The following is a 24994-nucleotide window of genomic DNA, read 5'->3' as shown; positions in this document are numbered from 1 at the left end:
GCGGGGGAAATCATCACAAGGTGCAATGGAATCATAGGGGTGGGCGAATCCCACCTGTTGCAACACCGTCACACCTCAATTCGGGCCGCGAAGCTTGCCGATCCGGCCCACCCCTGCTAACCGCGCCCGCGATTGTGCGACGCAACAATGTGCGGCGCCCTCCCATATCTACAAGGCCCCTTATGTCCCGCTCCCTTCGCAACGTGGCGATCATCGCCCACGTCGACCACGGCAAGACCACGCTCGTCGACCAGCTGTTCCGCCAATCCGGCACTTTCCGCGACAACCAGCGCGTGGAAGAGCGTGCCATGGATTCCAACGACCTCGAGAAGGAGCGCGGGATTACCATTCTCGCCAAGTGCACCTCGGTCGAATGGAACGGCACGCGGATCAACATCGTCGACACTCCTGGCCACGCCGACTTCGGTGCCGAGGTCGAGCGCATCCTCAGCATGGTCGACGGCGTCATCCTGCTGGTCGACAGCGCCGAGGGCGCGATGCCGCAGACCAAGTTCGTGACTGGCAAGGCGCTGGCCCTGGGCCTGCGTCCGATCGTCGTCGTCAACAAGATCGACCGCCCCGATGGTCGCCCGCAGGAAGTGCTCGACGAGGTATTCGACCTGTTCGTCAGCCTCGATGCCAACGACGAGCAGCTCGATTTTCCCGTGCTTTATGCCTCGGGCCGGGACGGCTATGCAAGCGAGGACCAGGAAGCGCGCAGCGGCACACTCGATCCGCTATTCGAGCGGATCGTTGCGCACGTACCGGAGCCGGGCCTCGACACCAGCGGCCCCTTCTCCTTCCTTGCGACGCTGCTCGACCGCGACAACTTCATGGGCCGCGTACTAACCGGCCGCGTCCAGTCGGGCACGATCAAGATCAACGATCCGATCCACGCGCTCGATATGGACGGCAAGGTCGTCGAAGTCGGCCGCGCCACCAAGCTGATGAGCTTTGACGGGCTCGAACGCGTTCCGGTGGAAAGCGCACAGGCCGGCGATATCATCGCGCTGGCCGGTCTCGAGAAGGCTACCGTTGCCAACACCATCGCCGATCCCGCGGTGAAGGAACCGATCGCAGCGCAGCCGATCGATCCGCCCACGCTGGCGATGCGTTTCGCGGTCAACGATTCTCCTCTCGCCGGACGCGAGGGCAGCAAGGTCACGAGCCGCATGATCCGCGATCGCCTGTACCGCGAGGCGGAAACCAATGTCGCCATTCGCATCACCGAAAGCGAAGACAAGGACAGCTTTGAAGTCGCCGGTCGCGGCGAGCTCCAGCTCGGCGTGCTGATCGAAACCATGCGCCGCGAAGGCTTCGAGCTTGGCATCAGCCGCCCGCGGGTGCTGTTCCGCGAAGAAGGCGGCCAGCGCATGGAACCCTACGAAACCGTCGTCATCGACGTCGATGACGAGCACTCGGGCACGGTCGTCGAGAAGATGCAGCGCCGCAAGGCCGAGCTGGTCGAAATGCGTCCGTCGGGCATGGGCAAGACGCGCATCACCTTCTCCGCGCCCAGCCGCGGCCTGATCGGCTATCACGGCGAGTTCCTGTCGGACACGCGCGGAACCGGGATCATGAACCGGTTGTTCGAAAGGTATGGCCCCTACAAGGGTCCGATCGAAGGCCGCATCAACGGCGTGCTGATCTCCAACTGCGGCGGCGAAGCGGTGCCCTATGCGCTGGGCGCACTGGAGGAGCGCGGCGAGCTGTTCATCGGCGGTGGCGCGAAGATCTACGAAGGCATGGTAATCGGCGAGAACGCCAAGCCGGAAGATCTCGAAGTCAACCCGATGAAGTCGAAGCAGCTCACCAACTTCCGCTCGACCGGCAAGGATGACGCCATCCGCCTCACTCCGCCGCGCCGGATGAGCCTCGAGCAGGCCATTGCCTATATCGACGACGACGAGATGGTCGAAGTGACGCCGGAATCGATCCGGCTACGTAAGGCAATCCTGTGCCCGCACGAGCGCAAGAAGGCCCGGCGGAAGATGGAAACGGCATAGACGCAGCGCGCTTGTAAGCCTGTCATCGCCGCGATAGCTTCGCGCGATGACAGGCGAGCTTCCCCCGATTTACGGCACACACCGGCTCGTACCACAGCGTGGTTTCGCCGAGCTGCAAGTGGGGGAGCGATTTCCGCTGCCCTCACGCACGCTGGGGGATGGCAACTTCGCCGCGTTCCAGGCGGTCAGTCTCGACAACCACCCGATCCATTACGACGCCGAATACTGCCGGTCACTGGGCCATCCGGGCCCGCTTGCCCACGGGCTGCAAGTGCTTTGCTTTACGGCGGCTGGCGCCGGAACGTTCCCGCATTTGGTCGGCGAAGCGCTGATCGGCATGATCGAGGTCAGCGCGAAGATTCTCAAGCACGCCTATCCGGGCGACACGCTCTATCCGTGCCTCGAGATCACCGAACTGACGCCGCAACGCACGACCGGGGTGGTGAAGATGCGAGCGACCGTCGAGAATCAGCACGGCGAGCGCGTGCTCGATGGCGAGCACAGCTATTTGCTGAAGCTCTGACGACTCTCGACCGGTAGTCCGCTCAATCGCAGGTCAGCTGCGTCAGGCTCTGCGTGTTGGTGATATTGTTGTTCATCCGGCCGCGGACGTTGAACGCGCTTTCGTAGCGGATCTGGGGAGGCGTGAACCAGCCCGTCCCGACAATCGGCTGGTAGTCATAGGTCGCCTCGACGAACATCACCGCAGTGTCCGGCAGCGCCATGATCTGATTTCCGGGTTCACCCAGACCGTCGGGCAATGAGTCATCGTCCGCCCCGTCCCCCTGCACGCCATAAGCCGGATCGATATCGAGGTCGCCCCAGCAACGCTGCCAAACGATCGTCTGTCCTTCGTTGCCGCCGTTGCGACCATTATGTTCCAGCGACGACAGGACAAGCCGTCCGTTTTCCTCGAATTCGATGCCGGATCCAATGACCCCGGCCCCGGCGAAAACTTCATAGACGTGCGCCTCGTCGACCCCGGAGGTGGTTCGGCCGGCATTGTCGGCCACTGTCATGGCAAGATGGCTTACACGAAGGTGCGCCAGCGCGAGATTGGCTGTCTCGATCCCGACGAGGATCAGGACGAGGAATACCGGGGCAGCATAGGCGAATTCGATAAAGGCAACGCCGCTGTCTTCGCGCCAGATACGACGCAGGAGGTGTCTTGCCCGCGCGATCATGGCGTCGGCACCGCGCACAGGACTGCCGGCGTACCCTGATTGGAATAAGGCTGGTTGCGGATTGCCGTCTCGAGCTCCATCTCGATCTTCTCCGACACGCTGACGAATTTGTGCAGCGGAACGAGGCGCGGCATGCTGATGTCGGCAGTATAGAACACGACGTCATTGGCCCCGCCGATCCCCGACGTGCCCGAGTCCGTATCGAACTCGCCATTGTCGTTGAGATCTTCCCAGCAGTCGCCATCTTCCTCATCGAACTGGCCATTGCCGTTGAAATCGGACATCAAAGTTTCCGGATTGCCGATATCCGAGAAATCGAAGTAGCTTTTCTGGGAAACCTGGATGTCGGCGTCGCGCGCGATCGTACCAGCGATTTCGCGCACAAGGTTTGCGACCTGCTCCTCGACCGTGTCGCCCTTGTAGGCAAGCTGGGGATCCTCCACCGCCGCGAGACGAGCCGCGTCATTGAGCGCGCCCTGCATCAGGCTGCGCGTGTACTGCTGGTATCCCAGGTCGACGCCGCCCAGGATGATTGCCATCAGCGGGATCGAAAGCAGCGCAAACTCGACGATCGTGGCGCCGCTCTCGTCCTTCGCGAACCGGGCTAGCAGGTGGTCTTTACCGGTCATTTCGTGAGCCTCAGATTGCCGATACCCTGGCCGATCGAGGTGAATTTATCCTCAAGATCGGTCCCGTCGCTCTCGAAGAAGTGCGAGGAGCTGGTGGCGCAATTCAGGTGGTCGGCGTTGGTCGGAACGTCCAGCGTCACGACCCATACGGTGATGCCCATCGATTTCGCCAGCGTGCAGAGGTTGCGGAACCGCTCGCGATGGTTTGCGGTGGTCTCGACGGACGCCCCGGCATTGTCGGCATAGACGCCGCTACCCAACAGCCGGTTCTGGTAGCGCTCGAGCCCGAACGACGAGTAGTGCATGTTGGTGCCGTAGGTGTAGCCATCGGTGAAGTAGATGATGTGCACGTTGATCGGGATATCATCGACCTCTTTGGGATTGGTCGCGGCCAGGAAGCCGTCGCGCGACGAGAAGCGCAGACCCCACAGCATGCCGATATCCGAGTAGGTACCGCCGACGACCCGGGCGGTTGCCTCGTCGACCGCAGTCTCAAAGGCGCTTTCAGAGTCGTAGGTCGCAAAGGACTTGGCTTCCGATACGCAAGCGTCCCACCACTCGCCTTCCATCGTCACCGGCTCGTACCGGCCGAACTGCTTGTCGACGTCCACCGCGTTGCCGGGCGTTTCGTTGATGTCGTCCAGCGTCATCATGGTGGTGATGGTGAACTGGCCGTCATTATAGGAGGTGCCGACGGTCGGGCGTTCCTCGATGCAGCCATTGCCGCTGGTGCGGAAGCCCTGGATGATCGCGTTCTCGTTGGCAGCGCCGTTCTGGCCGTTGTTGTAGTAGGAGTCTTTCGGTCCCACCAACCTACGGCCGACCGGCGTCGTGGTGCAGGTGGTGACACCCTTCGACTTGGTGCAGGTCTGCATGTTCAAGTCGACAAAATATTGCGGGCGAACGATATCCTGGTTGGACAGGTTGCGAGCGACATTGACCGTTTGCGAAAACGGGACGAAGCCGTACCGCGTAATCGAGCCGCCAGTCCCGGTATCGAGCGCACGATAAAGGCCCATCACGCCCTCGCGCAGCAGGTCGATCTTGGGCACGCCGCCCCCGGTCGACGGTTCGTTGAGCATCGAACTGGTCACGTCGAGCACCAGCATCACGTCATTGTGACCGAGATCGCGCGTGGCATCGCAGGCGACCGAGATGTCGATGGAATCGTATCCGACCATATACATAATAGTGGTGGGCACGGTTCCGGTTGCGCTCCCAATCAACATGGTCGGGTCATTGGGGTCCTGGTCGATCGAAAACTGGACGTTATCGACCCCGTTGGTGCCAGCCGGGAAGTTGAAGTTGAAGAACTTGCGGGCCTCGGCCTCGGTATCCGTCGTCCAGCTGGTGCCGATCATGGCCAGTCGCCCGGCCAATGCGCCAGCGTCGCAAGCGTTCTGCATCTTGTTGCGCGCCATGTAGGTGATGGACGCATCGAGCCCGCTGCCGATCATCAACAGGATCGGCACGAGGGCTGCGGCGAACATCATCAACGCGTTGCCTGCAGTATCGCGGGCGAGATTGCGTAGGAACTGGCTCATATCTAGAACTCCGGAACTGCCCGCGAGTTAGCGATTTAGTCTTACCAGCCTGTAAAGGACTGCAGCCCGCGGAAACGCGCGATTCGGGTCGCGCGGAGCCGATTTTTTCGGCCGCGTATTTTCGTAGCGCCTGGTTAACCATCGTCAGGCGCGAAACAGGCGGGATTGCTGCGTGACCCGCACTTCCGACCGACTGTTGGTTAACGGATTGAGCCCGCTTTCCGGGGTGATAAAATTTTACATCCTCGGGCGCCGTTTTTCGCTTGGTGGAGGGCCCCGGCGCGTCGAATCGGGGCGAACTCGATTCTCTTTCGCGGCGCGGACATTGCCTTTGCCAAGACCTCTATCGCGCAGTAGCGTGGTCGCGCATTCGCAGATTGGTGGAGGTTCGAATGGCCAAGATAACCGGGCTCGGCGGAGTGTTCTACGTGGTCAAGGATCCCGAGGCGACGCGCGCCTGGTATCGCGACAAGCTAGGCATCGATGGCGCATATGGACCCCAGTTGCCGTGGTCGGAAGAAACCAAACCCAACCCCTATTCGCTGATCAGCCACTTTACTGATGCGCAATATCTCAAGCCCGGCAATCCGCATTTCATGATCAACCTGCGCGTCGACGATCTCGACGGCTTCGTTGAGGGCTTGCGCGCAAAGGACGTCGAAGTGCTCGACACCGCCGACGAAGGCTATGGCAAGTTTGCCTGGGTGCTCGACCCGGATGGTGTGAAGATCGAACTGTGGGAGCAGGTTGCCGAAGAACTGCCCAGCTAGGCGCTACAGTCGGCCGGTCGCCCGGGGCCCACGACGCGTCTCATGCCAGGCGCACCTGCGGCGATGTTAGGATTTCGTTAACCATAATATTGCAGGCTCGCCGCCATGAACACGCGCGCGATCCTGATTTGTGCCCTTCTCGGCCTGACCGGCTGCGGGATGGTCCCTGCCGGGGACTCGCAGCCGACACGTCGCTCGAGCGCTCCCGTATCGGCGCCTGCGCCGGTTGCAGTCACCAAGGAAGCGCAGATGTGCCTCGCGGGATTGGGTGAAACGGGCAGCCGTTTCTCTCCCCTCCCCGACCGCTACTACGGAGCGGGATGCCAAGCGGTGAATTCGGTCCAGTTGTCCGCGCTCCAAGGAGACCGCGGGCAATTCGGATTGAGCAATATCGGCCCGGTCACCTGCCCGACTGCGCAAACCCTGTCGGGCTGGGCTCGCTTCGGGGTCGATCGCGCAGCGCGCCAGATACTCGGCAGCCCGCTTGCAAGAATAGAGACCATGGGCAGCTATTCGTGTCGCAACGTCGCCGGAACCTCGCGTCGCTCGGCGCATTCGCAAGCCGCCGCAATCGACGTCGCCGCCTTTGTGCTCGAAGATGGGCAGCGGATCGAGGTGAAGTCGGATTGGAGCGAGGGCAGCGCGAAAGAGCGCGAGTTCCTGCGTGTGGTCCACCAGAGCGCCTGCAAGCGCTTCGGCACCGTGCTCGGCCCCGATTACAACGCGGCGCATCGCGACCATTTTCATCTGGAACATGGTGACGGGCGGTTCTGCCGCTGACCGAAGGGCCCTGACGAACTGCGACAAACCCGGCTGCTGCCGAGCCGCGGTCAGACCGCCCTTATCTCCATGCGCGGTTCCATCTGCGCCTCCAGTTTCAACCTTACCGCCTCTGCCGCGTGCCGCGCGCCGAGCTTGGACATCATGTTGGCGCGATGGATCTCCACCGTCCGCGGGCTGATTTCGAGCTCGCGCGCGATAACCTTGTTGCTGCTGCCCTCTGCGAGCCAATCGAGCACTTCGCGCTCGCGCCGTGACAGGTTGGAGATGCGATTGCGCGCCTCGATCATGCGCTTGCGCGCCTCGCCGAACACCTCGGCTTCTCCCTCGATACGAGCGAGGCAACGGGCGAACTTTTCCGGATCGAGCGGCAGTGACAGGTAATCGAGCGCGCCAGACTTGATCGCTTCCACGATCCTGCCCGGCCGCGGCTGCGCATCGAAGGCGATCAGCGGCAGCCAGATCCCCAGTCTTCCGAGCCGCTCAAGCGTCATCGCGACCCCGCCTTCCTCCACCGCGTCGCGGGCGACGATGATACCAACGCGGGGCGGATGGACCGACAACTCGCCGATGTCCCCATAGACCTCGGCATGGTGCCCGAGATCAAACCCTGCCCTTGCCAGTTCCGCCCGTGTGCGGCTGGAACTGTCGATGAAGTGAAGAGTGGCCTTGCGTGTCATGGGCAAAGCCTGCCCACTTTGGTTCCGGCTTTCACGCTGTACTGGAGCCGTATTGGAGCAATATTTGAGTAATTATTGGCGCAGTTACTAGTGAAATAGCGCCAAATTTTACCTCCGAAACGAACCAGTATTACGCAATCCCCCCTGCGGGAAACCGCTTATTGACCCGCTCTGCGGCTATTCCGAATAGAAAGTGTAGTCGGGAAGCGAGTGAAAAGCGTTCTTCAGCGCATCGCCCCAACCAGACGATATCGCCTGGAAATAGGGATCGTCATGCATGACGCGATGCTGGTGGATCGGCGCAAACTCGTCCCGCCCGATCACCATGACGTCGAGCGGCAGCCCGACCGAGAGGTTGGCCTTGAGCGTGGAATCGAACGATACCATCAGCAGCTTCACCGTATCTTCGAAACTCATCTCGCGGTCGTAACCGCGGATCAGGATCGGGCGCCCGTACTTGGTCTCGCCGATCTGGAAGAAGGGCGTGTCGTGGCTGGCCTCGATAAAATTGCCCTCGGGATAGACCATGAACAGGCGGGGCTCCATGCCGGCAATCTGCCCCGCGACGATGATCGAAGCGGTAAAGCGTCCCTTGCCCTTCTCTCCATTGGCGTTCTGGCGTTCGGCAATGGTCTTGCGCAGCAGCCGCCCGATGTCGGTAGCGACCTGAAACATGCTTGGCGCGGTAAGCAGCGAGTTGTCGCGTTCGTCGGGAACCTTGGCCCGTTCCTCGAGCTGGCTCACGACCGCCTGTGTGGTGGCGAGATTGCCGGCTGTCATGACCGCGATCATCCGTTCGCCCGGCACGCTCCAATGAAACATCTTCTTGAAGACAGAGATGTTGTCGACGCCCGAATTGGTGCGCGTGTCGCTCATCAACACGATCCCGCGATCGACGATCATTCCCACACAATATGTCATTTGGTTATTGCTCTACCTGTTGCTGTTCGACCGCGATGTCCACGCGGAGGGCGCCTTCGGTACCGCCATAGCTGATGCCCGTGATCGGGGCTGCATCGCGATAATCGCGTCCTGTGGCAACCCGCACATAGCGTGGATCGGGGCTGATCCCATTCGAAATGTCGAACCCGACCCAGCCGAGGCCATCGATGTGGGCTTCGGCCCAAGCATGCGACGCCTCCTGTTCGATCCGATCGTCCATCATCAGGTAACCACTGACATAGCGCGCCGGGATTTCCATCGAGCGCGCGGCGCCGATGAAGATATGCGCGTGATCCTGGCACACCCCATGCCCGGCCACGGCTGCTTCCTCACCAGTCGTATCGACCCCCGTTCGCCCGATCTCGTAGCTCACCCAGTCACGTATTCGGGAAGAGAGCGCGTGAAGGAATGCCAGCTTGTCCTCGTCCGGATCGGGCAGTTCGCGCACGATATTGCGGATCGCCTGGCCGGGCTTGGTCAGCTTCGTCTGGCTGAGAAAACACCACAGCGGCAAGTGGCCCGAATGCCGGCCGATGATCCCGGCGCTGTCCTGGGTGTCGACGGTGCCGTGGCAGGTAATCACGACCTCGCTGGCCCCGCTCTCCACCGATACCAGCGTGACGGTGTTGCAATGCTGGTCTTCGTACTGGAGTTCCGGTGACGCGTTCTCATACTCCATCTGCCAGTCGAGGATCTTCTGACCCTGTGTCTCCTTGGGCGTCAGCCGCAACCGCTGCAGCGCGTGCACGACGGGCTGCGTGAAGGAATAGCGGGTCGTATGGCGGATCGAGAGGCGCATCACGCGTAGAACCTGTAGTCATCGGCGATGGCCTGGCCAATCGCCGCGTTACGCCGGGTGAACTGGTTGAGGAATTCGTGCAGCCCGTTCTCGAAAATCTCATCGACGGTGAGTTCGGATATCTGCATGTCGGCCTCGCGGATTATGGCGTTGCAATTGCCCTCCTTGCCGTGAATGCGGGCCAGCGCCGCCAACTGGTCGCGCAATTCTCCGTGGCAGAACGCCAGGCTGCGCGGAAACCGCTGGTCGAGCACCAGGAACTCGACGATCCCTCGCGCATCGAGGTCGCCCGAGTTGAGCCAGGTATAGACCCGGTCACCCGCGACCGAGCGCAGAATCTGGTCCCACTGGCCGCTGTCGAGGCTGGTGCCGACGTAGGATAGCGACGGCAGCAGCAAATAGTACTTCATGTCGAGGATGCGCGCGGTGCTGTCCGCGCGTTCGAGGAAAGTGCCTGCGCGGGCGAAGTGATAGCCCTCGTCGCGCAGCATCGATCCGGTCATGGCGCCATGCGCCAGCGTACCTGCGCGGCGGATGGTGCGAATGACTTCGCCGACATGACCTTGCGAGACCGAGCGCGAGAGCATCTTGTCGAGGCTCATCCAGCTCGTGTTGATAGCTTCCCAGACTTCGTCGCTGATCGCGGTGCGAACCAGCCGGGCATTGGTGCGCACGGTCTTGAACATCTCGCGGACATTGGCCGGATTGTCCTTGTCGCGCAGGATGAAATTCCACACCTGGATGCCCGTATAGGTGCCGTGATGGGCCTCATACCCCGACTTCTGGCCCGAGGTTGCGATGACCGACCGCCATTCATCCTCGGCCGTGTCGATGTCGCGGGTCAATGCCATCCGCAGCCCGGCATCGATCAGGCGCGCGGTGTTTTGCGCCCGCTCGAGATAGCGGAACATCCAGAACAGTCCGTTGGCGGTCTTGCCCAGCATCAGTCTTTCAACACCCAGGTGTCCTTGGTCCCGCCGCCCTGGCTCGAATTGACCACCAGCGAGCCCTTCTCCAGCGCCACGCGGGTCAGCCCGCCCGGCGTGATGTCGATGCCGTTGGGCGACACGAGGACGAAGGGCCGCAGGTCGACATGGCGCGGCGCCAGCCCCTTCTTGGTGAAGATCGGGCAGGTCGAGAGCGACAGGGTCGGTTGCGCGATGTAGTTTTCGGGATGCGCCTCAAGCTTCTTGCGGAAGTCGGCGATCTCCCGCCGAGACGCGGTCGGCCCGATCAGCATGCCGTAGCCGCCCGAACCGTGCACTTCCTTCACCACCAGCTCGGCGAGATTGTCGAGCACGTATTTCAGGCTCTCCCTGTCCGCGCAGCGCCAGGTTTCGACATTGGGGAGCAACGGCTTCTCGCCGGTGTAGAATTCCACGATCTCGGGCATGAAACTGTAGACCGCCTTGTCGTCGGACACGCCGGTCCCGGGCGCATTGGCGATGGTGATGTTGCCCGCGCGGTAGACGTCCATGATCCCGGGAATGCCGAGCACGCTATCCGGGTTGAAGGTCAGCGGATCGAGGTAGTCGTCATCGACCCGGCGATAGAGTACGTCGATCGGCTGATATCCGGCGGTGCAGCGCATCTGGACCTTGCCATCGACGACGCGCAGGTCGCTCGCCTCGACCAGCTCTGCCCCCATCTGATCAGCCAGGAAGGCGTGTTCGAAATAGGCTGAATTGTAGATGCCCGGAGTCAGAACGGCGACGTTGGGCTTGCCCTCGGTGGACTGCGGCGCACAGGCCGCGAGGCTGCGCGCCAGCCGGCGCGGATAATTCGAAACGGTCTCGACCCCGACCCGCGTGAACAGCTCGGGGAACATCGACATCATCGTCTCGCGATTCTGCAACATGTAGCTGACGCCGGAGGGCGTGCGCGCATTATCCTCGAGCACGAAGAATTCGTCCGGGCCGGTGCGGACCAGATCGATGCCGACGATGTGGGTGTAGATTCCGCCCGGCGGGGTGAAGCCGACCATGTTCTGGAGGAAGGCTTCATTGTTGCGCAGCAGCCGTTCGGGGATCCGGCCAGCACGAATGATTTCCTGGCGGTGATACAGATCGTAAAGGAAGGAATTGAGCGCCGACACGCGCTGCTCGATCCCGCGGGTCAGCTTGCGCCATTCGTTCGCGGTGATGATCCGCGGCACCATGTCGAAGGGGATCAGGCGTTCCTCGGCCTCATCCTCGCCATAGACATTGAAGGTAATGCCGGTTCGACGAAAGTTCTCGTCGGCTTCGGCATCCTTTCGCTTGAGCGACTTGGTGTCCTGCTCGTGGAACCACTCGCAATAACCGGAATAGGCCTCGCGCACGCCACCTTCGGCATCGTGCATTTCGTCAAATTTGACCGAGCCCCGGTTCATTCATCCCCATCGATCGCGGATTAGGTTCAAGCGCCGGAATTGGCGCGCCCCACCCAATTGAAAGCAATCAGGAGCGATCGAGTTCCCGTAATACCGCGTGAACGGCCTCTGGCGAGTAGGAAAATCCGATATGGGTACAGCGCAGGGCGATGGCCCGGTCGCGCTCGTGCGCCTGCCCGCAGGCCGAGCGGGGGGAGACCACGCCATCGCGCGGGCTCCAAAGTGCCACCGTTTCGACCGGAGGCTTGAGCGATAGTTCCGCCTCGATTGGAGGGGCATCGACGCTGTGCCCGGCGATAAACTGGTAGATCCGCCAGACGTTGTTGGCGCGCGGATCGCCCGAGAAGGGCGAGCCCATGGTGATCACCTTGCCGACCGCGGCCGGATGACGCTTGGCCAGTTCGCGCGCGAAAATCCCGCCGAGACTCCAGCCGAGCAGTACCACCGGGCGGCCGCTGCGGCGGCGCAGGTCGAGCAACCGACGTTCGAGCCGGTCCATCGTGTCCGGGCGGACACCCAGGTTGAATCCCATGCCCCAGCGCTTGGCGGTGTGCCCCGCTGTCTCGAGCTGCCGCGCGAGGTAGCGCATCCGAACGGGATGGGTGGCGAAACCGGGCAGCAGCATCACCGTCTGCTTGTTCGCGGCCTCGACTATCTCGAGCCGGCGGAACGGGCGCCGCATCGGTTCGGCGATGACATCGAATTCGCCCAGCATGCGACGTACGCTTGGGCGGGGCGCCTCGGTTTCGACCGCCTCGCGTGCAAGGGCAAAGCGTCGCGCAAGCTCGGCGCGGACGCCAAAAGGCGCGTTACCCGGTTGAAGTTGCGCTTGCACAGTCATTGGCCTGAATCATCCATCCACCCGGTGAATGCATGCTTAAGCGAAAGGTTTCGGCCGATCTCCCTACGGCGCGACCGTTTGGCTGCAGTCGCCCACTCGCTCGTGCTTGGCCTTCATGCGGAAAGTCGAATCTCCCATTCCGGTCATGTTGCCTTTCATGGTCATGTCGACTTCGGAACTGGTCGGCGTACCCCGGCCGCTCATGGTCATGGTCATGGTCCCCTGCCCCTCGGCCTGGCAGGTCATCTGCGCGTCGAAATTTCCGCCATCGATGTCGAAGCGCTGGAAAGTGCAATCGCTGTTGTCCTGTGAGTTGCGCACCATCTCTTCATAGCCCTTGTCGACGTCGGCCTGGGTCAGGCAGTAGCTGTGCGATTGCTGGCCCATCATGTTGCGCATCATGTCTGCGGCCTGTGGCGGCGCGCCTGGGACATCGACTTCGAGCACCTCCATCGTCACGCGATACTGGCCCGGTTCGGGCTTCATCGCGTTGGCCTTCGCCCGTTCGGCGACTTCCTCCATGCTCAGGTCTTCGCCGGGATCGCTTGCCTCCGGCTCCGAACTGCAGGCAGCAAGCGCTAGAGGCGCGAACGAAAGGAGCAGGGCAATCTTACGCATGGTGGAGTTCTCCGAATAAACTGGCTTCAGACTATCAAGCCTGGTGGCCAGTGCCAACGCGGCGTTGCGATCCCGGCATTTGTTCCCCATATGTGCGCGCATGGCAGAATTGGTAATCCGGCGCGGACTCGAAGAACCCGACACCAGCGGAGAGTTCGTCCCCCACAAGCCCGCGCGTCCGGAGAAGGCCGATGGCGGCAAGGCCTTCAAGCTTGTCTCCGAATACGAACCTTCGGGCGACCAGCCCACCGCCATCGCAGAACTGGTCGCGGCGGCGCGCGAAGGTGAGCAGACCCAGACGCTGCTTGGCGTGACCGGCTCGGGCAAGACCTTCACCATGGCCAAGGTGATCGAGGAGCTCCAACGCCCCGCGCTGGTGCTCGCGCCCAACAAGATTCTCGCCGCACAGCTCTATGGCGAATTCAAGAGTTTCTTCCCCGAGAACGCGGTCGAGTATTTCGTCAGCTATTACGACTACTACCAGCCCGAAGCCTATGTACCGCGCAGCGACACCTACATCGAGAAGGAAAGCTCGGTGAACGAGGCGATCGACCGGATGCGCCACTCGGCCACCCGCGCGCTGCTCGAACGCGACGACGTGATCATCGTCGCCTCGGTCTCATGCCTCTACGGCATCGGCTCGGTCGAGACCTATTCGGCGATGGTGTTCGACATCAAGAAGGGCGAGACGGTCGACCAGCGCGAGCTGATCCGCAAGCTCGTCGCGCTCCAGTACAAGCGCAACGACACCGCCTTCGCGCGCGGATCATTCCGCGTGCGCGGCGACAGCCTCGAGCTGTTCCCCTCGCACTACGAGGACATGGCCTGGCGGATCAGCTTCTTCGGGGACGAAATCGAGGAAATCAGCGAGTTCGACCCGCTCACAGGCAAGAAGGGCGCGAGCCTCGACAAGGTGCGGGTCTACGCCAACTCGCACTACGTGACCCCCGGCCCGACGATGAAGCAGGCCGCCGAGGCCATCAAATTCGAGCTGCAGGAGCGGCTCAAGGAACTGCACGAGGAAGGCCGCTTGCTCGAGGCCCAGCGGCTCGAGCAACGCACAAATTTCGACCTAGAGATGATCGCCGCGACCGGCTCTTGCGCGGGAATCGAGAACTACAGCCGCTTCCTCACCGGGCGCCTGCCGGGCGAGCCGCCGCCCACGCTGTTCGAATACCTCCCCGAAAATGCATTGCTGTTCGTCGACGAAAGCCACCAGACGGTGCCGCAAATCGGCGCGATGGCGCGCGGGGACCATCGCCGCAAGCTGACGCTCGCCGAATACGGCTTCCGCCTGCCGTCCTGTATCGACAACCGGCCCTTGCGCTTCAACGAATGGGACGCGATGCGCCCGCAGACCTTCTGCGTTTCGGCGACGCCGGGCGGCTGGGAGATGGAGCAGACCGGCGGCGTCTTTGCCGAACAGGTCATCCGTCCCACCGGGCTGATCGACCCGCCGGTCGAGATCCGGCCGGTCGAGGACCAGGTGCAGGACTGCATCGAGGAGTGCAAGAAGACTGCGGCCAAGGGCTACCGTACGCTCGTCACCACGCTGACCAAGCGCATGGCCGAAGACCTGACTGAATTCATGCACGAGGCGGGCGTGCGCGTGCGCTACATGCATAGCGACGTTGAGACGCTCGAACGCATCGAGCTGATCCGCGACCTCAGGCTCGGCGTTTACGATGTGCTTGTCGGCATCAACCTCCTGCGCGAAGGCCTCGACATTCCCGAATGCGGGCTGGTGTGCATTCTCGATGCCGACAAGGAAGGGTTCCTGCGTTCGGAGACTTCACTGATCCAGACCATTGGGCGCGCCGCGCGCAACGTGGATGGCCGCGTGATCCTCTACGCCGACCGCGTGACCGGCAGCATGGAGCGCGCGATCGCCGAGACCGATCGCCGCCGCGAGAAGCAGCGCCAGTACAACGAGGAACACGGCATCACGCCCGAGACGATCAAGCGCGATATCGCCGATATCGTCGCGCATACCGCGTCGAAGGATAGCGTGGTCGTCGGCACCGGCGACGACGAGCGCAACAACCTCGTCGGGCACAATCTCCGCGCCTATATCGAGGACCTTGAAAAGCGCATGCGCGCCGCCGCTGCCGATCTCGAATTCGAGGAGGCCGGCCGCTTGCGCGACGAAATCCGCCGGCTCGAAAACGACGAGCTCGGCCTGCCTGACATGGAGCACAAGGCCCCGCGCGTCGGTCGTTCGAACGAAGGCAAGCCGGGCACGCGCAAGCTGCGCTACGGCAAGACCCAACGGAAGATGCGGTAATTCGGCCAACTTTCGACCGGCAGTGCCGCCTCTACCGACCATAGCGCCCTGATTGCCGCATCGGTCGCAAAATCCAACCGGCCCAAGGCTGCGCGCGCGCTCGACGAAAGTCACGAGCCGGCCGAAGTACTGGCCTTCATTGGTCTCAAGCCGGGCGATGACGCTGTCGATCTCGTCAGCGGTGGTGGATATTGGGCTGAAATTCTTGCTGGCGCGGTGGGCCAAGGCGGCACCGTTACCGCACTCGAACCCGAGCAGTTCTATGACGAAGAGGTTTGGAATGCGCTCAAGGAGCGCCATCCCGATATCAAACTCGAATCCTATCGGTTCGAGAAGCTCCACCGGATCGATCCCGCCGATGCACGCAAGGATTTCGAGGAGGCTGGCTTCGTATTCGAGGCTGAAAGCGACATGCTCGCCAACGCAGACGATCCCCGCGATATCTCGGTCTTCGATCCTGCCATCCGCGGGAAGACCGATCGGTTCGTATACCGTTTTCGCAAGCCGGCGAGCTAGTTCCTAGCCTTCCGGAGCCGAGCGGCGGAGAAATACCTGGTGGTTCCCCTTTACCCAGGTCACGCCTCCGTCGGTCGAGCGCTCCATCCGCGATTCGAACCGATCCGGCGTAACGTTGAAGCGGGTGAAACGCAGCTTAAGCGTCGTGCCATCGGGCATGTCGACGACCGGAGTCTCGCGCGTCTCGCTGTCCTGCGGCCCAGCCATCGTCCACAACTGGCCGTCGGGCCCGACCGAGACCATCTCGATCTCGCTCGTGGCGGGGCGCAGGTAGAACAGGATGCCCGAGGCCATCTCGAATTCGGGGATCACGCTGACCCCCTGCACTACCTTGTCCTCCATCACCCAGTCGAAGGTGTAGGTGCCAGCGAAGGACCCGGCCTCGCTCCCATCCGGGCGCAGGAATGTCGTTTCGACGTCCCATTCGCCGATGACATGGCGCAATTGCTCCAGGGCCGGATTGGGCGCCTCGACCGAGGCTGTCTGGTCCTGTGCGTTTAGCGACGAAAGCGAGCCGCCGAGCGCGAAGGCAGCAGCGGCGAAAGCGAATGATCTCATGGCAAGCCCTCCCAGTCCTTCACTTTCCTAGCACCAAGCCGCATGATCGGGGTGCCACTTGTCGGTCGATTGCAGCGATTGGTCGATACACTCTACCTGGTCAATTCTAGTGGAATTAGTGAAGAGGAAGGGAGGGACATCATGGCAAAGCACGATCTCGACCCGGATGGTTCTCGGCTACCGATCCGGATTGATTCCACCAGCAATGGCGAATTCCTGCCGACCGCACTGACCGCAGCGCAAGAACTGACCAACCGGTTTGCCCATGACGCGGCAAGCGAGAACGCGCAGCGCTTGGGCCTCGGCCGGCGTGCCTTCCTTGTCACGAGCGCCGGTGCCGCCACAACGCTGGCCGCATGCAACGCGGCCAATCCCGGCGCTGGGGGACGCTATGCCCTGCCCGCCGAAGCGGTGCTCGACGAAGCCGCCGCTGCAAGCGTACTGACCGGCGACGAGTTCATCTTCGACGTCCAGACCCATTGCGTCGATCCATCGGGCGCGTGGCGGGTCGGGCGCGATGGCGAGATCTGGGATGCGGTGCTGCGGCAGGCCTTCGGGCAATACGCCAAATGCGGCGAGAGCGGGTTCGACTGCTATTCGGCCCAGACGCTAGCCAAAGAGGTCTATCTCGACAGCGATACCGATGTCGCAGTGGTAAGCGCGCTGTGGGGCAGCCAGAAAAGCAACCCCACCCCCACCCATTATGCGGCCGAGGCACGCGAGATCATCGAGGCGATCGGCGGCGACGGTGCGCGCTGCCTGATCCACGGCGGGCTGCTGCCTAACGATCCGGGCGACTTCGAGGCGATGGAGGAGAAAGCCCGCGTCCATCGGGTCGATGCCTGGAAGATGTATCCACAATGGGGCCCGGAGGGACGCGGCTTCTTCCTCGACGAGAGCGATTATGCCGCACGCGCATTCGAAGAGGCCCGCCGGCTCGGCGTGACGACCATCGCGGTCCACAAGGGCATCCCGCTGTTCGGGCTCGAATACGAATATTCCTCGCCCAAGGACATGGGCCCGGCCGCGAAGCAGAACCCCGACCTGACTTTCCTCGTCTACCATTCGGGGATGGAGCACGGGAAGGTCGAGGGGCCGTACAATCCCGAAGCGCCGGTTGGAATCGATCGCCTGATCAAGAGCCACCAGGATGCTGGGTTCAAGCCAAATGAGGGCAATCTCTATGCCGAGCTCGGTTCGACCTGGCGGCACTTCATGGGCCGCCCCGACGAAGCGGCGCACGTCTTGGGCAAGCTGCTCAAGTACTTCGGCGAAGAGCGAATCATGTGGGGCAGCGACAGCATTTGGTTCGGCAGCCCGCAGGACCAGATCCAGGCCTTCCGCGCGTTCGAGATCAGCGCGGAATACCAGGAGCGTTTCGGCTACCCCGCGCTGACGGCAGAGGCCAAGCGCAAGATCTTCGGTCTGAACGGCGCCCGGGTCTACGGACTCGACGTTGCCCGGCTGTCTGCCCGCAACGGATTGACCGACCGCCGTCTCGAGCGGCGCGAGCGACAGAACCCGAGCTTCGCCACCTACGGCCCCAAGACCCGCCGCGACTTCATGGCCTTGTGGCAGGAGTATCGCGGGCGTCCGGGATGAACCTGCCCTGGCGGCGGATTGCTGGAGTCGAGCGTTGGTGGCATAGCGCAGCCATGATCCCACGACACATCGGCGCCGCCTTCGCCGCACTCGCCCTCGCCATGCTTCCAGCAACCGTCCACGCCAAGAACGAGGCGGAGAGCAAGGGTCACAGCGCCTCCGCCGACTACGAGGCCAATTCCGCCTCGCGCAGCTTCACCGGCACCTTTGGCGGGCGCAGGGTCCGCTATTCGGCGACGGTCGAGGAGCAGGTGCTCAAGGACGACAAGGGCACGCCCAAGGCCGCGATCGTCACCACCGCCTATGTCGCCGAACCGCGCGACACCAACCGCCCCGTGACCTTCCTGTTCAATGGCGGCCCCGGATCGGCTTCGCTGTGGCTCCAGATGGGGGCGTTTGGTCCGATGCGCGTCGCGATCCCTTCCGATGCGCGCGACGATGGCAGCCCACCCTACCCGATCCTCGACAATCCGGATTCGCTGCTCGACGTGACCGACCTAGTGTTCATCGATCCGGTCGGCACAGGCTTCAGCCACGCCATCGGTGACACCGACCCGAAGGATTATTGGGGGGTGACAAAGGATGCGAAGTCGGTCGCCCAGGTAATCCGCAAATGGCTGAGTGAGAACGGCCGCTGGAACAGCCCCAAATACCTTGGCGGCGAGAGCTACGGCACGACCCGCTCCGCGGCGGTCGTGAAAGAGCTCGAAGGCAGCTACAACGACGTAGCATTGAACGGCGTCATCCTGATTTCGACCGTGCTCGATTTCGGCGCCGGTGCGGAAACCGAAGGCAATGAGCTGGGCTACATCACGACCCTGCCGAGCATGGCGGTGACGGCGCTCTACCACGGCAAGGCGCAAGGCTCTTCGCCAGCCGCCTTCGCGCAGGAAGCGCGCGAATTCGCACTTGGGCCCTATGCCGCATTCCTGCTCAAGGGCCAGATGGCGAGCCAGGCCGAGCGGGACGCGATCCGGCCCCAGCTCGCACGGTTCACGGGCCTGTCCGAGCGTTTTCTCGAGTTGGCGGACATGCGCGTCAGTTCCGCTCGCTTCTACAAGGAACTCCTGCGCGATCGCGGGTTGACGGTCGGCCGCCTCGACGGTCGCTACACCGGCAGGGACTACGACAATGCGGGCGAAGGTCCCGACAACGATCCGAGCTTCTACGGCATCGACGCCGGCTACACAGCAGCCGCCAACAGCTATCTGCGCGATACGGTCGGCTACGATACCGAACGAAACTATGTCACGATCGGCGGTGTCAGCGATTGGGACTGGCGTCTCGCTGGTGGACGCGACTTCAACGCCTATCTCACGGTTGCACCCTATCTCGGTCGGGCAATGCGCGAAAATTCCGGTTTGCGGCTGTTTGTCGCGCAGGGCTGGTACGATTTCGCGACGCCGTTCTTCGCGGCAGAATATGCCCTCACCCGCACCGGCATTCCTCAAGACCGGGTCCAGTTCGAATATTACGATTCAGGCCACATGATGTATGTGCGCAACGAGGATCGCCGCAAGCTGTCCGAGGATGTCCGCGCCTTCATCCGGGGGCGCTGAGCCGCACCGAGCGCGACGCGGGACCGCACCGTTTCAATCGACGAATGACGTCTACCGCCCGACGATCGACCTCGCTTCACCGAGATACATGTATATACATGTTCATCTCAAGGAGAGGGAGTTTCCATGAACATGTTATCGATATATCGCACTGTCACCGCCGCCGCTGCTGCCGCTTTCGTCCTGGCCACGCCTGCCGTGGCGCAAGGCAAGCTGGGCGTGACCGACCCCGCCGCCTACCTGCTCGACGAAGCCGAGGAAATAGAGCTCAGCCGCTCGGCGGCGCCGGCCTCGATCTCGGCCGATGCCACCGTCCTGGTGTTGTCGGCGGATGGTTCGTACCGCACCGCCAGCGAGGGGACCAATGGGTGGACTTGCTTCACCGGCCGCAGCTGGACCGGCCCCGCCCCGATGAAGGACGGCAGGCGCGTGTGGAATGAAGCGCATTTCGACCCGGAACTGCGCGCGCCGCAGTGTTTCAACGCCGCGGCGACGCCTTCGCTGCTGATGCTCCACCGGCTGACGACATGGAAATTCATGCAGGGCGCGTCGACCGAGGAAGTCGATAGTGAAGTCGGTCAGGCACTCGCGGGCGGCAAGATCCAGCCGCCGGGAATGGGTGCGATGTCCTATATGTATTCGCCCAAGCAGGTGCTGACGCCCGGCGGCGGGCGCTTCATGCCCCACGTCATGCTGTACACGCCCTATGTCACCCAGGACGCATTCGGCCCGCGCGACTCCAGCTTGACGGTGCCGCTGGTGACCGAGGGTGGATCGGTCTTTGCGACGACCGTCATCGTGTCGTCGAAATGGTCGGACGGATCGCCCGCCATGGGGCACTGATGATCCGGGGGTAGGCGGCACGGCGGAGAATTTACACGAACGCGAGATTGCATTACCGCCCGCTGCCTACCCACCATGATCGGATACCGATGAAAGCCGCCGAATTCGCATCAGAAATGCTTCTGCATTGCGTCGGCGGCCGGACGCTCCAGATCGCGCGCGTCGTCTCGGCCCGGTTCGATCACGAATTGGCCGAACATGGTTTGACCGCCCAGCAACTGACCTTGCTAAGCATGGTCTGCGTGCTCCAGCCGGTTCGCCCGCGCGACATGCTGCCTTTTCTCAAGATGGAGCAATCGACGCTGAGCCGGAATCTCGAGCGAATGGCTGCGAAGGGGTGGCTTACGCTCGATCCGTCAGAGGACGACCAACGGACCCGGTTGGTCTCGCTGACCCGCGCAGGGACGGAGAAGCTGTCGAGCGCCCAAGGCGCGTGGCAGCGCGCACAGGATGGGCTCGCCGCCGATCTGGGTCCCGAGCGGATCGACCAGCTCAAGGATATCGCGCAGATGTTCAATCCGCTCTTGCCAAGCGACCGCCTGCGCGGACTCGCGGCACTCGAACAATCCGACGAAAACACCGAGAAGTGACAGGAAACTTGCCGAAAAATCTGCAACTGGCTTCCATGGCAGCGCTCCTCCTGCTGGCTGCTTGCAAACCGCCGCCCACCGATGAGGACATCACCCGGTTCGAGCTGGCGGATATCGGGTCCGGCCCCTCGAAACCGATCGACTCGCCCGACACGGAAAATGCGCTGTGGGCCTACAGCACAGCGCGGCCAGGCCGGATCATCTATGGCAATGCAGGCGAGGCGCCGCTGCTGGCGATCACCTGCGATGAGGACGAAGCGACGCCCGCCGTGCGGATCACGCGCTTTGCCGCCGCTGACGAGGGCGCCGGCGCGATGCTGGCTCTCATCGGCAATGGCCACCGTTCACGGCTCAAGGTCGATGCAGTGCCGCTCGGCGACGGGTTCCTGTGGGAAGGAAGCTTCGCGCCCGATGACCCGCAGCTCGAAGTCCTGACCGGTCGGCGCGGGGTCACCGCTACCATTCCGGGGGCGGGAATCCTGACCCTCAACCCCAGCGACAAGCCGAGCGAACTGATCGAGGCCTGCCGCGGCGATGACCAACCGGAAGCCGTCGCCGAAGATTTCTTGCCCGAACCCGATCTTAGCGACGAGCCTTTTCAATAAGCATCTCGGCGGTGAGCACCTGCGGCAGTTGCTCGCCCTCCTGCCCCGGCTCGTACCAGAGGTAGAGCGGCACGCCCGCTGCGCCCTGTTGGTTGAGGAAAGCCGTGATAGCGGGATCGGGCCGAGTCCAGTCGCCGACCATCGAGATCACTCCTGCCTCCTCGAAAGCATCCTTCGTCGCCTCGCGTTCGATCGCCACGCTCTCGTTGACTTTGCAGGTGACGCACCAGTCGGCGGTGAACCACAGGAACACTGGCCTGCCGCTCGCGCGCGCTTCGGCCAGCGAAGCCTCGCTGAAGGTCTGCGGTTGGTGGATCGATTCTGCCGAGGATTCCTCCGGTACTTGGTAACTCGATGGCAGGGCAAAGGCGCCGAACAGCAGGAAGGGCGCAGCGATCAGGCCGAAGGCGGGCCAAGCCAGCTTGCCGGCGCGCTGAAGCCGACCGACGACCAGCAGCGCGATCACGATACCGGCGACCACCACCAGTGCGAATAGGGCGAAGCCCTGTCCGCCAAGACGAGCGGTGAGCCAGACCAGCGCCAGCGCGGTCAGCCCCATCGGGATCGCCATCGCCTTGCGGAATTTTGCCATCCACGCACCCGGCTTCGGCAGCATCGATCGCAGCGCCGGGACGAGGCCGATCAACAGGAAAGGAAGCGCGAGGCCGAGGCCTAGCGCCGCAAACAGCACCAGCGCCGGAATGGGCGGCAGGAGCAGGGCCGCTCCGAGCGCAGCCGCCATGAACGGGCCGGTGCAAGGCGTCGCGACGAAGGCCGCCAGCAAGCCGGTCGAAAACGCGCTGGCCGGCTCGCCACTGCGCGTCATTGACAGCGATGGAAGCTCGAATACCCCTGCAAAATTGGCGGTAATTCCCACCGCCAGCAGCAGCAGGAACACGACGACGCCCGGGCTCTGAAGCTGGAACGCCCAGCCGACCTGCTCACCCGCTGCCCGCAGTGCCAGCATCGCCGCGCCCAGCGCCACGCAAGCGAGCACGACGCCCGCAGTATAGGCCAGCCCCTCGCGCCGCGCCTGGGCCTGGCTCTCGCCCGCCCGGGCCAGGCTGAGCGCCTTGATGCTCAAGATCGGAAAGACGCAGGGCATGATGTTGAGCAGCAGCCCGCCCGCCAGCGCTCCCAGGAGCAAGGTCCAAAGCGGGGGCGCGTCACTTGCAACACCGGCGATCAGTTCACCGCCGCCAGGCACTTCGCCGGGCCGGGCAACGAAACGCACACCGTTCCCGTCGCCGAGCGCCAATATGCCGCCGATAGCCTCCGGTTCGGCCCCGCCCTTGAGCGGGATTTCGGCGACCAGCCAATCGCCCGTCCGGCGGAAGACTTGCGGCGCGGCGTAATCCACCAGCTTGAGTGTCTCGACGAAGACATGCGGATCTTGAAGCGCCATCGAGGCCGGTACCGGGATCGCGAGGCGCAGCGTGCTGGCCGTGAGTTCGAAGCGTCCATCGCTGTCGAGCTGCGGCGGGATCGAAGCGCGCCATTGCGCGAATCGCGGGTCGGCCTCGCCCGTATCCGCCGCAACCCTGATCTCGCCGCGCAGCGTTGCCCATTGCGGCACGCACAACGTATCCGAACAAGTCAGCCACTCGCCATAAACCGCGATCGGATAGCCGCGGCCGGGCTCCGCGGAGGCCGGGACGTCGATCGGGACCAGCACCGCATGCTCGCCTTCGAACACGTGGTTCATGAGCCCCGCGATGGTCAGACGCTGCGGTACCGGAAATTGCGGCTCTCCGGCCGACCACCCCGCGGGCAATTGCCATTCCAGTGTCAGCCCCCGCCCGGCATCGCCCGGGTTCGTCCAATAGCCGTGCCAGCCGGGCAAGGGTTCGAACCGGATCGCTACATTGGCCTCGCCACCGGGAGCAGCCGCACTTTCGGCGACCAGTTCGGCGCTGCCGCGATCCATGTTCTCGGCGCGGGGCCCTTGCGCGTGGAGTGGGCCGGCGCAGGCCAGCAGGATCATCAACCACAATCGAGCGAAGAGGCGTATCGTGCTTGCGCGCATGGTGGCCGACGCTCTAGGGCGATTGGCGATGAGCGACAAGAAAGACCTCCTGATCGTCGGCGGCGGACTCGTGGGGATGGCCCTGGCCCTGGCCGCAGCGCGCAAGGGATTTTCCAGCCACGTCGTCGACCGGGCCGACCCGGCCGATCTTTTGGCCGAGGACTTCGACGGCCGGGCGAGCGCGATTTCGACTGCCAGCTGGAACCTGTTTCGCAATATCGGCATTGCGGACGATCTCGAGCCGCACGCCTGCCCGATCGCCTCGATCGCGGTCACCGACCAGATGAAACCCGGCTGGATCGACTTCACGCCCGGCCCGCACGAGGGGTCGCTGGGGCGGATGTTCGCCAACCGACAGCTGCGCCTGTCGCTGTTCGAAGCCGCAAGGAAGGAACCACTGATCGTTTGGCACGCGCCGGTCGATGTCATTGCGCGCGAGCGGGGCGAGTTCGAGGTTTCGGTCACGCTCGGTGACGGCACCAGGCTGCGAGCAGCGCTGATGGTCGGCGCAGAGGGGCGCCGCTCGCCCACCCGCGAAGACGCTGGATTGATGATGGCGACCTGGGACTACAGCCATCGCGCGATCATTGTCGGGCTCGATCACACCAAGCCGCATGACAATGTCGCCTGGGAGATCTTCTATCCGGCCGGTCCTTTCGCCCTGCTGCCGATGCTCGACGGGCCGGACGGCCAGCACCGCAGCGCGCTGGTGTGGACGGTCGACGAGAAGGATGCAGCAGGCGTGCTCGCCATGTCCGATCGCGCATTCCTGGCGGAAGTGGACAAGCGAATGGGCGACCTGCTCGGCGAGGTCAGCCTCAATTCCAGGCGTTCGTCCTATCCGCTCAGTTTTCAGCACACGGCCAGGATGACGGGCGAGCGATTGGTGCTGGTTGGCGACAGCGCGCACGGCATGCATCCCATCGCGGGCCAAGGTCTCAACCTGGGCCTGCGTGACGTCGGTGCGCTGGTCGAGGTGCTCGACGAAGCGCGGCGGCTGGGGCTCGATCTCGGCGATGCGCAGATGCTCAAGCGCTATGAAGACTGGCGCGCGCTCGATTCACTGATGGTGATGGGCGCTACCGACGGGCTGACCCGGCTGTTCGGCGTGCCCGGCAAGATCGCCTCCGCGATCCGCCGCCTCGGCATGGCCGGCGTCCAGCGCAGCGGCCTGCTCAAGCAGTTCTTCATGGATGAAGCGCGCGGCATGTCGGGCGACTTGCCGGACATGCTGCGGGCCTGAGGCT

24 protein-coding genes are annotated in these 24994 nt (G+C 63.3%); 12 read left to right on the top strand and 12 right to left on the bottom strand.

Annotated elements, in window-relative coordinates; translation table 11 throughout:
* The first annotated feature begins 182 nt into the window (after positions 1–182).
* Together typA and P7228_RS10700 are read left to right on the top strand one after the other, a co-directional pair.
* Positions 183–2006, top strand: a complete 1824-nt coding sequence (typA, locus tag P7228_RS10705) for a translational GTPase TypA (protein WP_278015233.1) — start codon at positions 183–185, stop codon at positions 2004–2006.
* A 46-nt stretch (positions 2007–2052) separates the two neighbouring features.
* Positions 2053–2529 (top strand): MaoC family dehydratase, encoded by a 477-nt coding sequence (locus P7228_RS10700; protein ID WP_278015232.1) that lies wholly within the window; start codon positions 2053–2055, stop codon positions 2527–2529.
* Between the two features lie 22 nt (positions 2530–2551).
* Here P7228_RS10700 and P7228_RS10695 read toward each other — a convergent pair whose 3' ends face one another.
* The 3 genes from P7228_RS10695 to P7228_RS10685 are packed head-to-tail and all read right to left on the bottom strand — an operon-like array spanning position 2552 to position 5363.
* The gene (locus tag P7228_RS10695; RefSeq protein ID WP_278015231.1) at positions 2552–3208 is read right to left on the bottom strand and encodes a TadE/TadG family type IV pilus assembly protein; all 657 of its coding nucleotides are present in this window, start codon (positions 3206–3208) and stop codon (positions 2552–2554) included.
* Positions 3187–3819, bottom strand: coding sequence for a TadE/TadG family type IV pilus assembly protein (locus P7228_RS10690; protein ID WP_278015230.1), 633 nt, complete (start codon positions 3817–3819; stop codon positions 3187–3189). The genes P7228_RS10695 and P7228_RS10690 overlap by 22 nt, the downstream gene beginning before the upstream one ends.
* Positions 3816–5363: a TadE/TadG family type IV pilus assembly protein gene (locus tag P7228_RS10685; RefSeq protein ID WP_278015229.1), complete on the bottom strand. Its 1548-nt coding sequence runs from the start codon at positions 5361–5363 to the stop codon at positions 3816–3818. Before P7228_RS10685 ends, P7228_RS10690 begins: the two co-directional genes overlap by 4 nt.
* A 392-nt stretch (positions 5364–5755) precedes the next feature.
* Between P7228_RS10685 and P7228_RS10680 the strand changes: the two genes are divergently transcribed.
* Both P7228_RS10680 and P7228_RS10675 read left to right on the top strand, forming a co-directional pair.
* A complete protein-coding gene (locus tag P7228_RS10680; RefSeq protein ID WP_278015228.1) occupies positions 5756–6133 on the top strand; it encodes a VOC family protein in 378 nt (125 codons plus the stop codon).
* Between the two features lie 105 nt (positions 6134–6238).
* Entirely contained in the window at positions 6239–6913 is a 675-nt protein-coding gene (locus P7228_RS10675; RefSeq protein WP_278015227.1) for an extensin family protein, read from the top strand.
* 50 nt (positions 6914–6963) lie between these two features.
* On the opposite strand, the gene P7228_RS10670 is transcribed toward P7228_RS10675, so the two are convergent.
* The 7 genes from P7228_RS10670 to P7228_RS10640 form a co-directional block, all read right to left on the bottom strand.
* The gene (locus P7228_RS10670) at positions 6964–7593 is read right to left on the bottom strand and encodes a response regulator transcription factor (protein ID WP_278015226.1); all 630 of its coding nucleotides are present in this window, start codon (positions 7591–7593) and stop codon (positions 6964–6966) included.
* Positions 7594–7770: 177 nt separating this feature from the next.
* The gene (locus P7228_RS10665) at positions 7771–8514 is read right to left on the bottom strand and encodes a proteasome-type protease (protein ID WP_278015225.1); all 744 of its coding nucleotides are present in this window, start codon (positions 8512–8514) and stop codon (positions 7771–7773) included.
* 4 nt (positions 8515–8518) lie between these two features.
* Positions 8519–9334: a transglutaminase family protein gene (locus tag P7228_RS10660; RefSeq protein WP_278015224.1), complete on the bottom strand. Its 816-nt coding sequence runs from the start codon at positions 9332–9334 to the stop codon at positions 8519–8521.
* Positions 9334–10278 (bottom strand): alpha-E domain-containing protein, encoded by a 945-nt coding sequence (locus tag P7228_RS10655; RefSeq protein WP_278015223.1) that lies wholly within the window; start codon positions 10276–10278, stop codon positions 9334–9336. Before P7228_RS10655 ends, P7228_RS10660 begins: the two co-directional genes overlap by 1 nt.
* On the bottom strand, positions 10278–11705 hold the full coding sequence (locus P7228_RS10650) for a circularly permuted type 2 ATP-grasp protein (protein ID WP_278015222.1): 1428 nt from the start codon (positions 11703–11705) through the stop codon (positions 10278–10280). The genes P7228_RS10655 and P7228_RS10650 overlap by 1 nt, the downstream gene beginning before the upstream one ends.
* A gap of 67 nt (positions 11706–11772) precedes the next feature.
* A complete protein-coding gene (locus P7228_RS10645; protein WP_278015221.1) occupies positions 11773–12546 on the bottom strand; it encodes an alpha/beta hydrolase in 774 nt (257 codons plus the stop codon).
* A 63-nt stretch (positions 12547–12609) separates the two neighbouring features.
* The gene (locus tag P7228_RS10640) at positions 12610–13164 is read right to left on the bottom strand and encodes a DUF3617 family protein (RefSeq protein WP_278015220.1); all 555 of its coding nucleotides are present in this window, start codon (positions 13162–13164) and stop codon (positions 12610–12612) included.
* Positions 13165–13264: 100 nt separating this feature from the next.
* Here P7228_RS10640 and uvrB point away from each other — a divergent pair, with 100 nt between their 5' ends.
* Complete coding sequence (gene uvrB / locus P7228_RS10635) at positions 13265–15448, top strand: excinuclease ABC subunit UvrB (RefSeq protein WP_278015219.1); 2184 nt, start codon at positions 13265–13267, stop codon at positions 15446–15448.
* A 216-nt stretch (positions 15449–15664) separates the two neighbouring features.
* On the top strand, positions 15665–15964 hold the full coding sequence (locus P7228_RS10630) for a hypothetical protein (RefSeq protein WP_278015218.1): 300 nt from the start codon (positions 15665–15667) through the stop codon (positions 15962–15964).
* Positions 15965–15967: 3 nt separating this feature from the next.
* Here the strand turns inward: P7228_RS10630 and P7228_RS10625 are convergent, their stop codons facing one another.
* Entirely contained in the window at positions 15968–16522 is a 555-nt protein-coding gene (locus P7228_RS10625) for a hypothetical protein (protein ID WP_278015217.1), read from the bottom strand.
* A gap of 141 nt (positions 16523–16663) precedes the next feature.
* Here P7228_RS10625 and P7228_RS10620 point away from each other — a divergent pair, with 141 nt between their 5' ends.
* From P7228_RS10620 to P7228_RS10600, 5 genes are all read left to right on the top strand, one after another.
* A complete protein-coding gene (locus P7228_RS10620; RefSeq protein WP_278015216.1) occupies positions 16664–18124 on the top strand; it encodes an amidohydrolase family protein in 1461 nt (486 codons plus the stop codon).
* Positions 18125–18177: 53 nt separating this feature from the next.
* Entirely contained in the window at positions 18178–19683 is a 1506-nt protein-coding gene (locus P7228_RS10615; protein WP_278015215.1) for a S10 family peptidase, read from the top strand.
* Between the two features lie 126 nt (positions 19684–19809).
* Entirely contained in the window at positions 19810–20526 is a 717-nt protein-coding gene (locus tag P7228_RS10610) for a hypothetical protein (protein WP_278015214.1), read from the top strand.
* Between the two features lie 89 nt (positions 20527–20615).
* A complete protein-coding gene (locus tag P7228_RS10605; protein WP_278015213.1) occupies positions 20616–21116 on the top strand; it encodes a MarR family winged helix-turn-helix transcriptional regulator in 501 nt (166 codons plus the stop codon).
* Positions 21117–21151: 35 nt separating this feature from the next.
* Complete coding sequence (locus P7228_RS10600) at positions 21152–21721, top strand: hypothetical protein (RefSeq protein ID WP_278015212.1); 570 nt, start codon at positions 21152–21154, stop codon at positions 21719–21721.
* Here the strand turns inward: P7228_RS10600 and P7228_RS10595 are convergent.
* The gene (locus P7228_RS10595; RefSeq protein WP_278015211.1) at positions 21699–23747 is read right to left on the bottom strand and encodes a protein-disulfide reductase DsbD family protein; all 2049 of its coding nucleotides are present in this window, start codon (positions 23745–23747) and stop codon (positions 21699–21701) included. The two genes, P7228_RS10600 and P7228_RS10595, sit on opposite strands and share 23 nt — an antisense overlap.
* A 28-nt stretch (positions 23748–23775) precedes the next feature.
* Between P7228_RS10595 and P7228_RS10590 the strand changes: the two genes are divergently transcribed.
* A complete protein-coding gene (locus P7228_RS10590; RefSeq protein WP_278015210.1) occupies positions 23776–24990 on the top strand; it encodes a UbiH/UbiF/VisC/COQ6 family ubiquinone biosynthesis hydroxylase in 1215 nt (404 codons plus the stop codon).
* Positions 24991–24994 lie beyond the last annotated feature (4 nt).

It is taken from the genome of Altererythrobacter sp. CAU 1644 (assembly GCF_029623755.1).
GTDB lineage: Bacteria > Pseudomonadota > Alphaproteobacteria > Sphingomonadales > Sphingomonadaceae > Erythrobacter > Erythrobacter arenosus.
This window is presented reverse-complemented; position numbering and strand designations above follow the sequence as displayed.

What these genes read in the sequence shown, in the direction of transcription:
- typA (WP_278015233.1), top strand. Translation starts at nt 183, where the DNA reads ATGTCCCGCTCCCTTCGCAACGTGGCGATCATCGCCCACGTCGACCAC.
- P7228_RS10700 (WP_278015232.1), top strand. Translation starts at nt 2,053, where the DNA reads ATGACAGGCGAGCTTCCCCCGATTTACGGCACACACCGGCTCGTACCA.
- P7228_RS10690 (WP_278015230.1), bottom strand. Translation starts at nt 3,819, where the DNA reads ATGACCGGTAAAGACCACCTGCTAGCCCGGTTCGCGAAGGACGAGAGC.
- P7228_RS10685 (WP_278015229.1), bottom strand. Translation starts at nt 5,363, where the DNA reads ATGAGCCAGTTCCTACGCAATCTCGCCCGCGATACTGCAGGCAACGCG.
- P7228_RS10680 (WP_278015228.1), top strand. Translation starts at nt 5,756, where the DNA reads ATGGCCAAGATAACCGGGCTCGGCGGAGTGTTCTACGTGGTCAAGGAT.
- P7228_RS10675 (WP_278015227.1), top strand. Translation starts at nt 6,239, where the DNA reads ATGAACACGCGCGCGATCCTGATTTGTGCCCTTCTCGGCCTGACCGGC.
- P7228_RS10670 (WP_278015226.1), bottom strand. Translation starts at nt 7,593, where the DNA reads ATGACACGCAAGGCCACTCTTCACTTCATCGACAGTTCCAGCCGCACA.
- P7228_RS10665 (WP_278015225.1), bottom strand. Translation starts at nt 8,514, where the DNA reads ATGACATATTGTGTGGGAATGATCGTCGATCGCGGGATCGTGTTGATG.
- P7228_RS10660 (WP_278015224.1), bottom strand. Translation starts at nt 9,334, where the DNA reads ATGCGCCTCTCGATCCGCCATACGACCCGCTATTCCTTCACGCAGCCC.
- P7228_RS10655 (WP_278015223.1), bottom strand. Translation starts at nt 10,278, where the DNA reads ATGCTGGGCAAGACCGCCAACGGACTGTTCTGGATGTTCCGCTATCTC.
- P7228_RS10650 (WP_278015222.1), bottom strand. Translation starts at nt 11,705, where the DNA reads ATGAACCGGGGCTCGGTCAAATTTGACGAAATGCACGATGCCGAAGGT.
- P7228_RS10645 (WP_278015221.1), bottom strand. Translation starts at nt 12,546, where the DNA reads ATGACTGTGCAAGCGCAACTTCAACCGGGTAACGCGCCTTTTGGCGTC.
- P7228_RS10640 (WP_278015220.1), bottom strand. Translation starts at nt 13,164, where the DNA reads ATGCGTAAGATTGCCCTGCTCCTTTCGTTCGCGCCTCTAGCGCTTGCT.
- uvrB (WP_278015219.1), top strand. Translation starts at nt 13,265, where the DNA reads ATGGCAGAATTGGTAATCCGGCGCGGACTCGAAGAACCCGACACCAGC.
- P7228_RS10625 (WP_278015217.1), bottom strand. Translation starts at nt 16,522, where the DNA reads ATGAGATCATTCGCTTTCGCCGCTGCTGCCTTCGCGCTCGGCGGCTCG.
- P7228_RS10620 (WP_278015216.1), top strand. Translation starts at nt 16,664, where the DNA reads ATGGCAAAGCACGATCTCGACCCGGATGGTTCTCGGCTACCGATCCGG.
- P7228_RS10615 (WP_278015215.1), top strand. Translation starts at nt 18,178, where the DNA reads ATGATCCCACGACACATCGGCGCCGCCTTCGCCGCACTCGCCCTCGCC.
- P7228_RS10610 (WP_278015214.1), top strand. Translation starts at nt 19,810, where the DNA reads ATGAACATGTTATCGATATATCGCACTGTCACCGCCGCCGCTGCTGCC.
- P7228_RS10605 (WP_278015213.1), top strand. Translation starts at nt 20,616, where the DNA reads ATGAAAGCCGCCGAATTCGCATCAGAAATGCTTCTGCATTGCGTCGGC.
- P7228_RS10600 (WP_278015212.1), top strand. Translation starts at nt 21,152, where the DNA reads ATGGCAGCGCTCCTCCTGCTGGCTGCTTGCAAACCGCCGCCCACCGAT.
- P7228_RS10595 (WP_278015211.1), bottom strand. Translation starts at nt 23,747, where the DNA reads ATGCGCGCAAGCACGATACGCCTCTTCGCTCGATTGTGGTTGATGATC.
- P7228_RS10590 (WP_278015210.1), top strand. Translation starts at nt 23,776, where the DNA reads ATGAGCGACAAGAAAGACCTCCTGATCGTCGGCGGCGGACTCGTGGGG.